The organism is Dyella flava (assembly GCF_016904955.1).
Classification (GTDB): Bacteria; Pseudomonadota; Gammaproteobacteria; order Xanthomonadales; family Rhodanobacteraceae; genus Dyella_B; species Dyella_B flava.
Window position 1 is genome coordinate 22095 of the sequence record NZ_JADIKE010000019.1, and the last position, 14448, is coordinate 36542.

The 14448-nt window shown below is 56.8% G+C and carries 12 protein-coding genes; 7 read left to right on the forward strand and 5 right to left on the reverse strand.

The genetic code is table 11. The annotated features are described in order from the left end of the window. The 7 genes from ISP19_RS01185 to ISP19_RS01215 all read left to right on the forward strand — a co-directional run bounded on the left by ISP19_RS01185 (position 1) and on the right by ISP19_RS01215 (position 8954). On the forward strand, positions 1-288 hold the full coding sequence (locus ISP19_RS01185) for a YtcA family lipoprotein (protein WP_204678748.1): 288 nt from the start codon (positions 1-3) through the stop codon (positions 286-288). A gap of 15 nt (positions 289-303) precedes the next feature. Then, positions 304-1329 (forward strand): HlyD family efflux transporter periplasmic adaptor subunit, encoded by a 1026-nt coding sequence (locus tag ISP19_RS01190; RefSeq protein WP_204678750.1) that lies wholly within the window; start codon positions 304-306, stop codon positions 1327-1329. Next, the gene (locus ISP19_RS01195; RefSeq protein WP_204678752.1) at positions 1313-3259 is read left to right on the forward strand and encodes an FUSC family protein; all 1947 of its coding nucleotides are present in this window, start codon (positions 1313-1315) and stop codon (positions 3257-3259) included. The genes ISP19_RS01190 and ISP19_RS01195 overlap by 17 nt, the downstream gene beginning before the upstream one ends. Then, positions 3240-4658, forward strand: a complete 1419-nt coding sequence (locus ISP19_RS01200) for a TolC family protein (RefSeq protein ID WP_204678754.1) — start codon at positions 3240-3242, stop codon at positions 4656-4658. Before ISP19_RS01195 ends, ISP19_RS01200 begins: the two co-directional genes overlap by 20 nt. A gap of 52 nt (positions 4659-4710) precedes the next feature. Further along, positions 4711-6420, forward strand: a complete 1710-nt coding sequence (locus ISP19_RS01205) for a thiamine pyrophosphate-dependent enzyme (RefSeq protein ID WP_204678756.1) — start codon at positions 4711-4713, stop codon at positions 6418-6420. A gap of 155 nt (positions 6421-6575) precedes the next feature. Then, a complete protein-coding gene (locus ISP19_RS01210; protein ID WP_204678758.1) occupies positions 6576-7757 on the forward strand; it encodes an Acg family FMN-binding oxidoreductase in 1182 nt (393 codons plus the stop codon). A gap of 165 nt (positions 7758-7922) precedes the next feature. Then, complete coding sequence (locus ISP19_RS01215; RefSeq protein WP_204678760.1) at positions 7923-8954, forward strand: right-handed parallel beta-helix repeat-containing protein; 1032 nt, start codon at positions 7923-7925, stop codon at positions 8952-8954. Positions 8955-9077: 123 nt separating this feature from the next. Here ISP19_RS01215 and ISP19_RS01220 read toward each other — a convergent pair whose 3' ends face one another. The 5 genes from ISP19_RS01220 to ISP19_RS01240 all read right to left on the reverse strand — a co-directional run bounded on the left by ISP19_RS01220 (position 9078) and on the right by ISP19_RS01240 (position 14441). Next, the gene (locus tag ISP19_RS01220; RefSeq protein ID WP_204678762.1) at positions 9078-10067 is read right to left on the reverse strand and encodes an NAD-dependent epimerase/dehydratase family protein; all 990 of its coding nucleotides are present in this window, start codon (positions 10065-10067) and stop codon (positions 9078-9080) included. 9 nt (positions 10068-10076) lie between these two features. Beyond that, entirely contained in the window at positions 10077-11201 is a 1125-nt protein-coding gene (locus ISP19_RS01225) for a glycosyltransferase family 4 protein (protein WP_204678764.1), read from the reverse strand. Positions 11202-11359: 158 nt separating this feature from the next. Beyond that, positions 11360-12430: a glycosyltransferase family 4 protein gene (locus ISP19_RS21455; protein ID WP_204678766.1), complete on the reverse strand. Its 1071-nt coding sequence runs from the start codon at positions 12428-12430 to the stop codon at positions 11360-11362. Then, complete coding sequence (locus ISP19_RS01235) at positions 12427-13371, reverse strand: glycosyltransferase family 2 protein (RefSeq protein ID WP_204678768.1); 945 nt, start codon at positions 13369-13371, stop codon at positions 12427-12429. The genes ISP19_RS21455 and ISP19_RS01235 overlap by 4 nt, the downstream gene beginning before the upstream one ends. A gap of 17 nt (positions 13372-13388) precedes the next feature. After that, positions 13389-14441, reverse strand: a complete 1053-nt coding sequence (locus ISP19_RS01240; RefSeq protein ID WP_204678770.1) for an EpsG family protein — start codon at positions 14439-14441, stop codon at positions 13389-13391. Between the last annotated feature and the right edge of the window lie 7 nt (positions 14442-14448).

Here is a 14448-nt window from a genome sequence, read left to right on the forward strand (position 1 = left end):
ATGCACGCACATCGACCGACGCGTAGATACGCTTATCTTCGCGCAGCACTGACGTCATCCTGCGCGATGGCGATGACCGCATGCAGTGCCTCGCCATCGCGAAACATCCTCGGCTCCTATTTCCCGACGTGGATGGTGTGTGCGCTGCTTGGCATCGTATTCGTCGTCGTGGTGCGCGGGGTGCTGGTGAAAACCGGCGTGGATGCCGCGCTTCCGCTGCCGGTGATTGTCTACCTGTGCATGTGGACGGCGGCAACGCTCGCCATCTGGCTGGTGTGGCTGGGTTGAATGGAGACCTCATCCGTGCACGCCAAAGCCCTGCTAGCGCATATCGTCGCGATCATTTCCATCGCTTCGGCGCTGGTGCTCATCGTGGTGTCGATGATCGTCGTGGACCAGCGCCCAAGAACCCACGATGCCTATATTTTCGCCTACAGCGCCGGTATCACGCCGGAAGTCAGCGGACGTATCGTGGCGATCCATATTCGCAACGATCAGGTCGTGCATAAAGGCGATGTGCTGTTGCAGATCGACCCGGAACCGTTCGAGCTGAAACTCCGGCAAGCCAACGCACAAGTCGCGGCCTTGCAGGCGGACATCGACCTCACCAGCCGGCAGGTGAATGCACAAGGATCCGGCGCGGAAGCGGCCGCTCGTGAAGTCGACCGCGCACGGCAACAACTGGCGCTGGCCCAGAGCACCCTGCAACGCATGCAGCCACTGCTGCCCAAGGGCTTCGTCACCGCGCAACAAATCGATGAGGCGCGCACCAACGAGCACACCGCGGCGGCACAACTGGCAGCCGCCATCCAGCAGGCCGCCCAGGCCAAGGAAGCCATCGGCGACGTGGAAAGCCTGAAGGCGCAACTGATGGGCGCGCAAGCGACCCAGGCGCTGGCGGCACGCGATCTGCGCGAAACCGTCATCCGCGCGACGGTGGACGGCAGAGTGGTCGGTTTCAATCTTGCCTTGGGATCGTTTGCCGTCGACGGACATCCGCTCTTCACGCTGATCGACGACAACAGCTGGTACGCCGTCGCCAATTTCCGCGAAACCGATCTGCGCGGTCTGCGTACCGGCGATGGCGCAACGGTATGGGTGATGGGACACGAAGGCCAGCCGCTACATGGCGTGGTGGAAAGCCTGGGCGCGGGTGTCCAGCCGGAAGGCGTGGCCGGTCCGGGACTGCCCGAGGTGGATCGAAACCTGAACTGGGTCGTGGTGGCGCAGCGCTTTCCCGTGTGGGTGCGCCTGACCGGACCATCGCAACCCTTCTTGCGCATCGGTGCCACCGCTTCCGTAAAGGTGAGCCATGCACGCACCGATTGAACTTCAGTACAGGAGTGGATTGACCGGCGTACTGCAGCGCGAACTCACGCTGACCGACACGCGCATTCACACGATGACACGCATCATCGTGTGTACCACCATCGTCGTGGCAGTCGCGATGGTGTTTCAGATTCCGCTACCCTCGTACGTCGCTTATCTGGTCTTCCTGGTCAGCCAGGAAGATGCCGCCTCGACCTTGATCTCCGCAGTCGGCGGACTGGTGGCGGTGACCCTGGCCGTCGCGGTGTCCTTGCTGCTCTACGTCTTCGACGCTGCCGAGCCCGCGCTGAGAATTCCACTGCTGGCCGCCAGCACACTGGCCGGGACGTTTCTCGCACGCACCAGTCGCTTGGGTCCGATCATCTTTCTCGCCGGATTCGTCCTGGTGTTGTCGCAGACCCTGCTGGACGATGTTCCCTCCACGGAAGCGGTCACGCATGTCGTACTGTGGCTGTGGGTGGTCGTCGCTTTGCCGGTTGGCGTGACGATCTTCGCCAATCTGCTGGCCGGCGAAAGCCCGGTCGCGCTCGCCCGGAAGCGTGCCACGCAGTTGCTGGAGGCCGTCGCTACCTACATCGAAACGCCCTCTTCCGCCGATCCGTCACGCCTGCGCGATCAGCTACTGGCGCTCAGCCAGCTCAAGAACAAGGCCTTTATGTGGAGCAAGCAGCTCAAGGTGTTTGCGCAGGAAGACAACCGGCTGATCGACCTGCTGCTGGAAGTGCTGCAGATCGCACGGTACCTTCCGTCGAGCGTTCCGCCGGCCGCCAGGCAGTCGCTGGCCCGTTCGCTACGCGCAAGCGAACGCCATTTTTTGCGACGCCGTGGTATCGCGGTCAATGAAGTAAGCGGCGCGAACGAACCCGCGCCGGACGACTTCGATCCTGCCCAGGTTGCCCTGCGCGATGCAGTCGATGAACTGTTCGACGCAGCGTCCGGTAAAGCGCCAGCTGCCTTACCGGACAAAGCCGCATCCCCGCCGCGACAGCCGCCAAAGGCGGACACATCCCCGAACCGCGCAGCTGCGCGTTTTGCCTTCAAGGTGATGTTTGCGGTGCTGGCTTCCTATGCGACCTACACGCTGCTTGATTGGCCCGGTATCCGCACCGCGGTCACCACCTGTTTCTTCGTCTCCCTGACCACGGTCGGAGAGAGCGTGCATAAACTGACGCTGCGACTAACCGGTGCGATCATCGGTGGACTGATCGCCGGGCTATGTATCGTCTTTGTGCTGCCATCGCTGACCGATATCGGCCAGCTTTGCCTACTGGTCGCCGTGGTATCCGCTTTCTGCGCGTGGATTTCCACCAGCAGCGAGACCATCGCCTATGCCGGCATGCAGATCGCATTCGCCTTTTTCCTCGGTGCGCTGCAAGGCTACGGCCCCGCCAGTGACCTCACGGTGCTACGCGATCGCGTGGCAGGTATCTTCATCGGCAACATCTGGATCACGATCTTCTTCACGACGCTTTGGCCGGTCAGCGCATGGAGCCAGGCGCGTGACAAATGGTCCGCGACCGTCCGGCAACTCGGTGATCTGCTGGTTGCCGATGACAAGGGAACCGTCGCCTCATTGAAAACAGCGATTTGCAAGCAAGCCGCTGACGCGGCTGCCTTGAACGCACGCGCCTTGTTCGAGTGGCGTTTTTTTTCACGCGGCGATTCAGCAGCGCGTCATGCACCGGAAGCACATCAGGTTGAACAACTTGCCTCGGCGGTCTTTGTCGTGCTTCGACTCCAGGACAAAGCAGCATTGCTTCCATCCGACAAGGAGACAGACCAGCTCGCAGCGCAGCGCCTGATCGCGCTTTCGAAAGGGACACGTATCGATGCATCAAACCCGCCGGCTGCTCCAACCCCATCCACGCTGCTGAATCAGGCCCGCGAGCGCCTCAACGAGGAGATCGATCATGCGTCGCGTGCGATCTGACTCGTTTCCGCTGGTGCTCGCCACCGCGCTGTTCGCCTATAACGGTGTGGCGAGCGCGCAGTCGACTTCATGGGTTGCCAGTTCTTATCACGGTGCCGTGGAAATCGCCGATCACACCGATGAACCGGCGATGGAAGATCGCGTGTACGCGCTGCCGGAACTCTTGTCCATCGCCCTGGACATCAATCCCAAGACCCGCGAAGTTGCACAGGAAGCCGTTCAAGCCGACCTGGCCATCAAACTGGCCAAGACCCAGTACTCGCCGCAACTCGATGCCAAAGCGCTAGGCGGCATCCAGCGTACGCCATTGGCGATCCCGACCTCGGTTTCGCCCAAAGGCTATTTCATTTCCTCGACCGAGGAAGTTTTCCCGACCCTTGAAATGAAATGGCTGCTGTTCGACTTCGGCCGTCGCAAGGGACTGGTCGAGGAAGCCAAACATAATGCCTCCGCCGCGCAATCGGGCTTGCTTGGCGCGCAGGAAAAGCTGGTCTTCGATGTGTCGGAAGCCTATTTCGATGCAACCTCCGCCCAGGGGCAAGTACGCGCCGCCCAAAAAGCGCTGGATGCCGCCAAGCTGACCGAGCAGGCCGTGGCCGACGAGAAGAAGCACGGCCGCGCCACGGTCGTGGATCTGGCCGAGGCGCAGCGCCAGACGGCGGCCATGCAACTGGCCCTGACGAAAACCACCGGCGCGGCAGACACGGCATTCGCAACCTTGGTCGCCACGATCGGACTGCCGCCTGAAACCCAGTTTGAGATCGCCTCCCCTGCGCAAGCGCCGGTCACGGCAACACCTGCACCGTTGCGGGAATTGATCGACGAAGCATTGCGGTCCCGACCGGATGTATTGGCCGCGATGGACAAGGTTGCGGCATCCGATGCCAAGCTCGAAACCACACGCGCTGCCTATCGGCCGACGATCAGCCTGGATGCGCAGGTGTTCCAGAACATCGGCCGGATCAGCAGCGATGGAGGCCCCTATTCCTCCATCGATCGAGCCGGCAATGCGGTGTACGTATCCTTTGACTGGTCGCTCTTCGATGGCGGTGCGCGCGCAACCAGCGTTTCATTGGCAGTCTCACAAAAGACCGCCGCGGAAGATGCCTTGGCGGAAGCCAAGGACACCGCCTCCCAGCAAGTGGTGCAGGCCTATAACAACCTGAAGACCAGCCTGGACAACCGTAATCAGGCGCTTGCCTATACGCACGCTTCCGAAGTCGCCTATCAAGCCGCACTCGATTCGTATCGACACGGTCTTACCAGCATTACCGACCTGACCAGCAACGAGGCCGTGCTCGCCCAGGCCGAGGCCGGCCAGGAAGACGCGGATGCAAGCGTCGGGATTGCACAAGCGGCTTTGGACCTGGCCATCGGGCGCCAGCCTTCCACGCACTAGCCCCCTACCGATCGTTCAACGAGGTTTCCAACCTCACCATGCGGAGCAAGTCATGAGCAAGAAAGTTGCAGAAATTCTCGTTGAAGTGCTTGAACAAGCCGGCGTGAAGCGCTGCTACGGCATCGTCGGCGACACGCTCAATCTATTCGCCGAACACTTGGAACGCAGCTCGATCGACTGGGTGCATATGCGGCATGAGGAAGCCGGCGCGTTTGCCGCAAGCGCCGAAGCCCAACTCACCAACAACCTGACCGCCTGTGCGGGCAGCTGCGGGCCGGGTAGCTTGCACTTCATCAACGGACTCTATGAGGCCAACCGCAATCGTGTGCCCGTCGTGCTTATTGCCAGTCAAATCATGATGAACGATATGGGATTCGAGTCCATCCAGGAAGTCGACTTCAAAGCGGTCTACAAGGATTGCTCCGTGTTTTGCGACATGATCCTGACCCCCGAACAGGCAAGGAAGAAAGCCGTAATGGCCTGCCAGGCTGCGCTGACCAAACAAGGCGTCGCCGTACTGATCGTTCCCGTGGATATCTCGCATGCCGAAGTGCATGAAGATTTTCCCTACCGCGTTCACCACAGCAAACCGATGGTCATCCCCAACGACGATGAACTGGCTGAGATCGCCAAGATCCTCAACACCGGCAAAAAAATCACCATCTACGCGGGCGCCGGCTGCGAGGATGCCCTGGACGACATCAAGGCGGTCGCGGAAATACTCAAGGCGCCGGTCGCCCATACCTCGCGCGCGAAGAGCTATCTCGAACACGACAACCCCTTCAACGTCGGCATGACCGGCATTCTCGGCAGCGAGGCGGGCTACAAAGCCATCCTCGATTGTGACACCTTGCTATTGCTCGGCGCCGACTTCGCGTGGCGTCAGTTCTATCCGGACAAGGCCAAGATCGTCCAGATCGACATCAATTCCACCCATCTTGGCCGACGCCATCACATCACATTCGGTGCCGTGGGCGATATCAAGCCAAGCTTGCGTGCACTGATGCCGCGCCTGGAACAACATGACGATGCATCGTTTCAACAGGAGTATGTCGAACGATTCGCCAAGGCCATGGCGGCATGGAAAAGCCACCTGGTTCCAGGACACAACGACACCATTCCCGGTTCCTACCTGACCTCGGTGATCGATCGCCACGCCGATCAGGCCGCACTGATCTGCGGCGACGACGGCACCCCCATCGTGTGGGCGGTGCGCCATACCACCGCCAATGGCAAGCGCAGGATTTTCGGAAGTTTCCTGCATGGGACCATGGCCACGGCACTTCCCAATGCCATCGGCCTGAAGAAGGCCGCGCCGGATCGCCAGGTGATCGCGATGTGTGGTGACGGTGGCCTTGCCATGCTGTTCGGCGAATTGCTTACCGTCATCCAGGAAAACGTGCCGATCAAGATCGTGGTCTTCGACAACAGCAAACTGGGATTCGTCGAAATCGAACAAAATTCCGAAGGCATGCTCGACACCTTTACGCGCCTGAAAAATCCCGACTTCGGTAAAGTGGCCGAAGCCATCGGCCTGTGGGGCAAGACCGTACGCAAGGCCTCGGACATCGATGCGGCCGTCCAGGAATGGCTGGCTCAGCCGGGACCGGCGTTGCTCAATGTGCTGGTGAACCCGCTGGAATTGGTCAAGCCACCCTTCATGGAACTCAAGCCTGTTCTAGGCATGGCGCTCTATACAACCCGGGCCATCCTGCATGGCCGCGGTGCGGATGTGCTGGAGCTCGTCCGCGAAAATTTCTGAGGCATTGCGCAAACAGAAGGAGGGGCAAGCAGCATGCGCCCCTCCTTCCCATTGCTCTGAACAAGACCCTTTCATTACCGCCATTAGGCCTATTTTCACCACCATCCGGACTACGCTAGATTCCGGCCGTTCATTCCATTACCCATGGAGCGGCCATGCAGCGAAGAGCGTTTCTCAAGGGAGTGGGTGCAGTTACGGTGCTGGTGATCGGCGGTGGTGTCTGGCGAGCCTATGATCGCGGCGTCTTCAGCGCAGGCCAGGGGCCTGCCTTCGAACCCTGGAAAGACTGGCTGCAAACCGAAGACTCCCCGCTTGCGCTGGTGCGCGCGGCCATACTTGCCGCCAGTCCGCACAATACGCAGCCATGGTTGTTCAAAGTCACGGATTCAGCCATCGATTTATATCTCGATCCCAAGCGATATCCCGGCGCGCTCGATCCTTACCTGCGCGAAGAACATATCGGCATGGGTTGCGCGCTGGAGAACCTGCTGCTTGCCGCTCCCGCAAACGGGTACATCGCATCGGTCATGCTGCCTTCCGCAACACTCACCGCTGCTGCGGACTACCCTGATCCGGAACTTGTCGCCCGCGTGGTGTTGACGTCGGGCTCCAAAGAGCAAAGCGAGCTCTACCAGGCGATTCCGTACCGCCACACCAATCGCAACCCTTGCAGCGAGAAAATGCCCCCGGCAGATTTCGTCGACGCACTTGGCAAGCTGGCCAGCGATGAACCCGATGTCAAAATGTTTCTCTTCACCAAGGATGAAGACCGCCACCGCATCGCCGATCTGATCGCCAGCTGCGATGACACCTTATATGCCGACCCGGCGGTGGAACAGGGCAGCGATTCATTCGTGCGCAAAGTATGGAGCGAGGTCCAGACGCATCGCGACGGCTTGATCGACGATCAATTCGGCAACCCTCCCCTCACGACGGCCGCCAGGAAATTTCTGTGGCCCGAAGCACGCAACTTCGCTTACCAGCACAATCTGCTGCCGACGATGCACTATCGCGACCGGCTTCGCACGGCACCCTTATTTGGAATGATCGCGGTACGCGACCGCTACCGCCGCGAGCAATGCCTCAAGGCAGGCCGTCTCTGGCAGCGCGCACACCTGCTCGCCACCGCCCGAGGTTTAGGCGGACGGCCAGCCAATGAAGCCGTTGAAACGATCGACCACGAACGCTGGCACCAACAGCCACCGCAGATAGAGGCGGCGCTTGCCACACTGACCGGTGACGCAAGCTGGCAGCCAACCTTCATGTTCATGCTGGGCTATCCGGTCAGCAACGTTTTGCCCAGTCCAAGGCGGCCGGTGACCGATGTGCTTATTTAAGGATGCGTGATCCATTCCACGTACCCGTTACTATCCTTTATACGCAACGAGGCGTGCACAGGACCGGCTGCCATCAACCGTTGCAGAACCGGATCACCTGAGATATCACCTCAAGAACACTGCGAAGCAGCACCCACCACCTGCCCTGAACCGATGGAACGCACGATGCCGAATGACTCCCGCCGAACTTTCATACTGACATTGGCCAAATGTTTGCCGGCCACTTTACTGCTTCCTGGTGATGTGTTGTCGCAAGTCATCGCCACAGCTACGGATAAATCCCTGCAAAAGAGCCAGGCCGCCCTCGCCCTCTGCAAGGATGGGCAGTGCGACGCAACGTCGGCCATTCAAGCTGTCATTGATGCGAGCACCGAAGCTGGCGGCGTCGCGGTCATTCCAGCTGGCAAGTATTCCGTAAACGCGGATAAAGGCGTCTACTTGCGCACCAATACACGGCTCGCGCTTGACCAGGGTGCGCAACTTATCGCGCAGCCGTCAAGCAATGGTCGATATGGAATCATCCGAATCTACGATGCCAAAAACGTCAGCCTAAGCGGGGGTACCATCATTGGTGAGCGCGATGCACACCTCGGCCAGGGTGGGGAATGGGGCATGGGTATCGATATCGAGAGCTGCTCCGATGTATCCATCAGCAATGTCGTCGTGAAAGATTGCTGGGGTGATGGGGTATATATCGGTCTGAGCCACAGCAGCTCGCCCCCCTGCAGAAACATCAATCTTCAAAACGTAATGGCCATCGGCAATCGCCGGCAAGGCATGAGCATTGTCGCCTGTATCGGCGCAAACGTGATCGATTCCAAATTCCTTTCCACGGCTGGTACACCGCCGTCGTGCGGAATCGACCTGGAGCCGAATGGCGATAATCCCGTGTCCAACATTGTGATTCGCAATTGCAACATTGAAGGCAACGCGGGATCGGGCATCCAGACATGGAATCATGCCTCGGATATCAAGATTATCCAATGTACGATCATCAATAATCGCACCCACGGAATACTGCTCGGCGGGATCGCCAGCAACGTGCTAATCAACGACAACAAAATCTTGGACAACGCAAAATACGACATCTATGTCGGGAAAGATGCGAGTCAATACGCCATGAAAGGAAACATCCTGTCACCACCGCGCCGAACTTTACTTTTTTCATCGCACGAACCCATTTACATTCAACAATGACAGCCTCGTCCTTATGTTAAGGGTTGTGATGTTAAGGGACGTGAGCTCCTCCTATTGCATCAACACTCGAACGCACAAACAAGTGGGTACATTCACAACACGCATAGGCTCAGCCAGCACGAGTCATTCTGTAAAGAAAACTTCTTCAGTTTCATTATTCTCAAGAAACTCGTAGCTAATAGTCTTTTCGAATCCCGCAGCTAGCGTGGTTGGCGGCAGAAACCCACTCGCCTCGACCGAAGACGAAAATTGCGTCGTAGCGCAAAATTTCTTAACTCGAATGGTACTGATAGGAAACTTTTTGCCGACTAACCGGGCCAAAGCATCGCTCAAGCCGCCAATTGCCAAACCGATGACGTAAGGCAGCCGCGGCCCCACGCCGCCGCTTCGATTTAACTTCAACCTTGCCAACGCCACAAGATCATTCATATTGAAATCGGGCTTATCTACATAGTTGTAAACATATGCACCAGACTCAAATTCAAGAGCGTATTCAATGAACGCGACAACATTTTCAACGTAAGCCATCGACTTGACGTTCCTACCGTCTCCGACCATGACAAACCGCCCTGACGCGATTTGCCGCAAAAGGTTATAAACATTTCCGCGATTACCTTCGCCAAAAATCACAGTGGGGCGAATTATGGTAAGTGTTTTTTGCCCCTCATCCTTCCCCTCGTACCACGAACGATACACTTCTTCAGCGCGCGCCTTAGTTTTTCCGTACTCATTAAAAGGTTTTATCGCACCTTCTTCACCCGTGCGAGGCGGAGCAAATCCGTAGCAAGCCACAGTACTCGTAAAAACGATCTTTTTGACGTTTTTTTCGGCGGAAACTTGGCAAATATTCACAGCTCCGCCGACATTCACATCCTCATAGAGACTGAGAGGACGCACGTCATCGCGATGTTCCGCGGCCAAATTAATTATGATCCCCCCTTTCGGAATGGCCGAACGTAGTGTCTCTAAGTCGCGCACGTCGACGTTGACGCAGCGATCAGGGAACGCCGTACTAGGGTTTTTATCCAGAATCACAAAGTCCCTGCCCGTTTGCGCAAATCGCCTGCACAAGCGAGTACCCACAAATCCAGATCCACCGATTACCACGATCATAATTCCCCCTTAAACACCCATAATTCGACACATGTCGTGGTTAACCAAATTGACGTCGAATCTCTTCTCGGCCAAGCGGCGGCTGGCCTGCCCCATACTGGTGGCAAGGTCAAAATCCGATCCTAGTTTGATCATTGCCGATGCCAATGATCGCGTGTCGCGAACGTTGACCAAAAGCCCGTTCACACCTTCAGACACCGTTTCACGACAACCTGGCGTGTCCGTTGTGATCACTGCTAGACCTGTTGCCATCGCCTCCAGCGTGCTTCTTGGAACCCCTTCACGGTAATAAGAAGGAAGAACGAAAATGTGCGCCTGGTATAACCACGGCCTTACATCGGTGACGCCGCGGATGTGCCTTACCGTACCATCCTGCAAGTACGACTGGATTGAATCAAACGTCAACGCGCTTGGATTGCTATCGAAGTCGCCGACCAATAGAAAATTGGCTTGCGGCAGTTCACTCTTAACCAGGCGCGCCGCTTCCAGATAGTTTTTCACCCCCTTTTCCATCAACAAGCGACCTACAAGAATGAAATTCAGTTCAGCCCTGTCGCGCCGCCTGTAGCCAAACTCATCGAGATCCACTCCCGACCCTGCAACCACGTGGGCCTGATTACGGCTGCATATGAGCTTTGAGCACAACTCATCAAGATCATCTCGATTTTGAAAAATCACTCCCCTGTTAAGCCTTAGCGCCATTGAAAACAACGCAGACATAGTCGTTCGAACAAAAACCTTTCGCCAATTCCTAACTTTTCCGTCATCCGTAAAGGCGTAGCCAAGACCACTTACCAGCGCATAACGTCGTGACACGCCAGCCAGTTTTGCCGCAAACGTTCCGTATATGACCGCTTTGGCTGTGTTCGTGAGTATTACCGTCGGTTGCAGCTGCTTGAGAAGCGCTACAAGGCTCCACGTATTTTTTAAATCGACTATTGGATTGAACCCCGTCGCATCTAGGTCGCACCGACGCCCATCAATGCGGCATTTACGCAGAGTATCGAGATGCTCCGCACTCATATTGGGGGCTATAGCCACGACTTCGTGCCCCAGCTTCGTCAGTTCGCGCATAAGCGGAAGCCGGAGGCCAACCAGATAATTTGCATTGGAATGCAAAACAACGATCCGCATAAATATGCCCCTAACCTAGTACTTTTATTCCAATTCACTGCGGCTTTTTCGCTATTGGCGTCGCGTCACGCCCGGCAAAACAACGCCGACGCACGCCTGCCGTTATGCAGTTAACCTTCGTCAGTTGCGAACAACGCAATGGCCACGCGTTCTACAGCTCAATCCATCCGGCGATCGGCAAGCCGCAGGACCAAGCTCGAAAGACGAGGTCCTTGTACTTGCAGGCAGTACTCCGCTTCGACGCGTTTGCGTCCGGCCTCTCCACATTGCCGGCGCAATTGAGCATCATCGATCAACTGCTGTAGGCGTACGGCCCATTCTGCGGGCGTACTAGCCAAATATCCGTTCTGGCCATGCTGGACAATGTTGCAGTTCTCACCTACCGGAGAAGCCAACACGGGCACACCGCAAGCCATGTACTGAATCAGCTTGTAGCCACACTTGCCCCGCTCCCATGCCTCGTCATGCAACGGCATGATGCCGATGTCCAGTGACTGCAACAGCGCAACCTCAGTCTCTTCGTTCCAGGGCAGTGCAGTGAAAGGGGTACCGGACAACTGATCCTGGCGAGCTCCGATCGCGACACACCGCATGGGGCGATCTCGGCACAGCGCTGCCAGCGGCTCACTTACGAGACGCAAGTAGTGCGCGGTAGAAGGAGATCCGATCCATCCAATGACCAGCTCATTGCTTGGTGTGCGAGGCACGATTGAATAGCGTTCAAAATCGACGACTGTGGGAACCCATTCGACGTTCCGACTACCGGCTTGTTGCGCACGTTCCATCAGGTAGCGGCTACCAGCCGTAACCAGGTCCGCGCGTCGCATCAACCTGTCCAGCTTCCCACCAAGCAGACGTCTGACCACTCCGCTGGCATGCTGGTCGTAGGTATGAAAGATCGCATCGTCATAGTCGACCGCAAGCCTCACTTTGGCGGGAAGAACACCCAACTCAAGCATAGCGGGCAACCACGGAAGGGCTTCCTTTTCCATATACACGGCATCAAAGGAGCGCGCAGAAAACAGCTTTCCGATTCGCGCCAAATATCCGCGAAAGATGGAACGCAGGTCGCGCTTCTTTACGTAAAGCGCACGGAGATAGGCATCATCAAGCAAAGAGTGGACATGCGCCTCTATACCCATCCGCTCAAAGTACGGAAGATATTGATAGCTGCGCAGCCGGCTGCTGGCGCCAAGGCGACCGTACTTCGACAATACGAGGAGTCTCACGATGCCCTCCCGCTGCGAACGATGTTGGCGAGGTCACGCACCAGTAGGCATTGAGCCTTCCAGATATTGCGAAAATCCGTACCGCTTCTTTGAAAGAGCGCCAGGCAACTGCGCGTTAGCGGCTCCACCATCACCGTAAGCAGCAGCAGCAACCATGCCTTCGGGCTGCTGAAATGCTTGAAACCGTAGAGCAGCCTGCTGCGGAGGGAATAGAACAACCGCAGCGCCTTGACCTGTCTGGACGCCCCACCGCCAGCATGAAAAGCCTGCACATGCGAAAGAAAGAACGTGCGTAGCCCCTTTTTGCGCACGCGAAGCGATAAATCCAGATCTTCCAGGTAGACGAAAAAACGCTCATCGAAGCCACCAAGAACCCGGAACAGGTTTTGGCGAATCAAATAGAACGCGCCGATCACATGATCGACGTCACGACTGCTGTCATGCGCCCAGTCATGCATGCGCATGCCTATCCGTCCGAAGAAATTCAGTCGATTCAGGGCAAAGATATGGACTAAGTAGGAGCCAATGGTAGGAAAGCGACAGCAGCTGCGAGATATCGTTCCTGTTTCGTCGACCAATTGCACGCCCACCACACCGACCTCGGAGTTAGTGGGGTCTTGCATAAAAGCCAGGGCGCGATGCAGCGTATTGGCATAGACACGCGCATCAGGATTAAGAAACAGGAAATATTCCGAAGCGCCCAGCGCGGCGCCAATATTGCAGGCAGCGGCAAAGCCTAGATTTTTTCCGTTCTCAACCACTTCCAGCGGGAACGGGAGCTCTCCAACACGTCCCCGAAGCTCCATGATCGACCGATCGGTCGATCCGTTATCGATCACGATAACTTTTTCAACTAATCCGTCATGATGATCCTTGAGGCTCTCGATGCACTGCCACAGAAAAGCACCGCCATTCCAGTTGACGATTAACACAGAAACCATGGACTAAGCTCCCCTTATTACCACAACCCCATGTCCGCAAATTCATAGGGCAACAAAAGCTTGGAATCCATCAACAACAACAGAAGCCCCGCGCAATACCCCAGTGCTATGCCCCATGAAATCAACTTTCTTCCGAGTAGGGCGTCGGCAATGATGAATACACTGAAAGCGTCGAACAATTCATAGATTCTGAAGCCGAACCCACTGGCATTATCCTTAAAAATCATCAGGAAGCCGTAACCTACGAAAGCAAACAGGCAACTCAACTTTAGGATGCGTACTTTGGCCTCCTCCACACTGCCCTTCACAAGGAGGAAGGTGAGAATGCCCAAGCCAACGAGTTTCACCGGTGCAACGATCATCATATGATCGCTAACGTTTCCTAGTTCTTCATAATTGGCGGCACGCCCGTCAAAGTTCGCGATAATTGCCAACAAATTTCCGATATAGGCGACGCACAGCAGGGCAAATAGACTGGCAACAACCATCCACAGGTTGTAACGCACTCCGAACACCAATGGCAGCTCGAACGCCACAATCGCAAACGTAGATACATGAAAGCCCAGCGCGATCACGCTGTAGACCATCCACCGTGACTTTCTGCCCTCGCATAATTCGACGAGCGCCATGAAGGAGAATCCCAACGCGATGGCGACGCGGACCTGGGTGTAATCGTGCAGGAAGTAACTTCCGCAGACCAACGCGAACAGAGGCGTCATGATGGAGCCGAAAACTCGTTGGAAAGATTTCGCCTTGAAGGCCAACCCAACAAAGGCCGACACCATGAACAACCATTGCGAACTCAATCCAAGAACTTGAATCAGCATGATCAAGGCGCCAAAAAGAGGATCCTTGCCAATGTGCAGTCTTTGCCAAAGCCCCCCGCTCGCCCTCGTCATGTCCTGATACATGGATACGTAGTTGTCGTAATCCATGCTCGCGCCACGCATGCCGGCGAACAGTACGGCGTAAATGAAAAAGATGGCGCCACAATACGGGGCAGACCTGGGTTTTAACCAGGAACATCCGGCCAGCACAAAACCGAAGGCTATGAAGATGAAATAGGCCATAACGGTG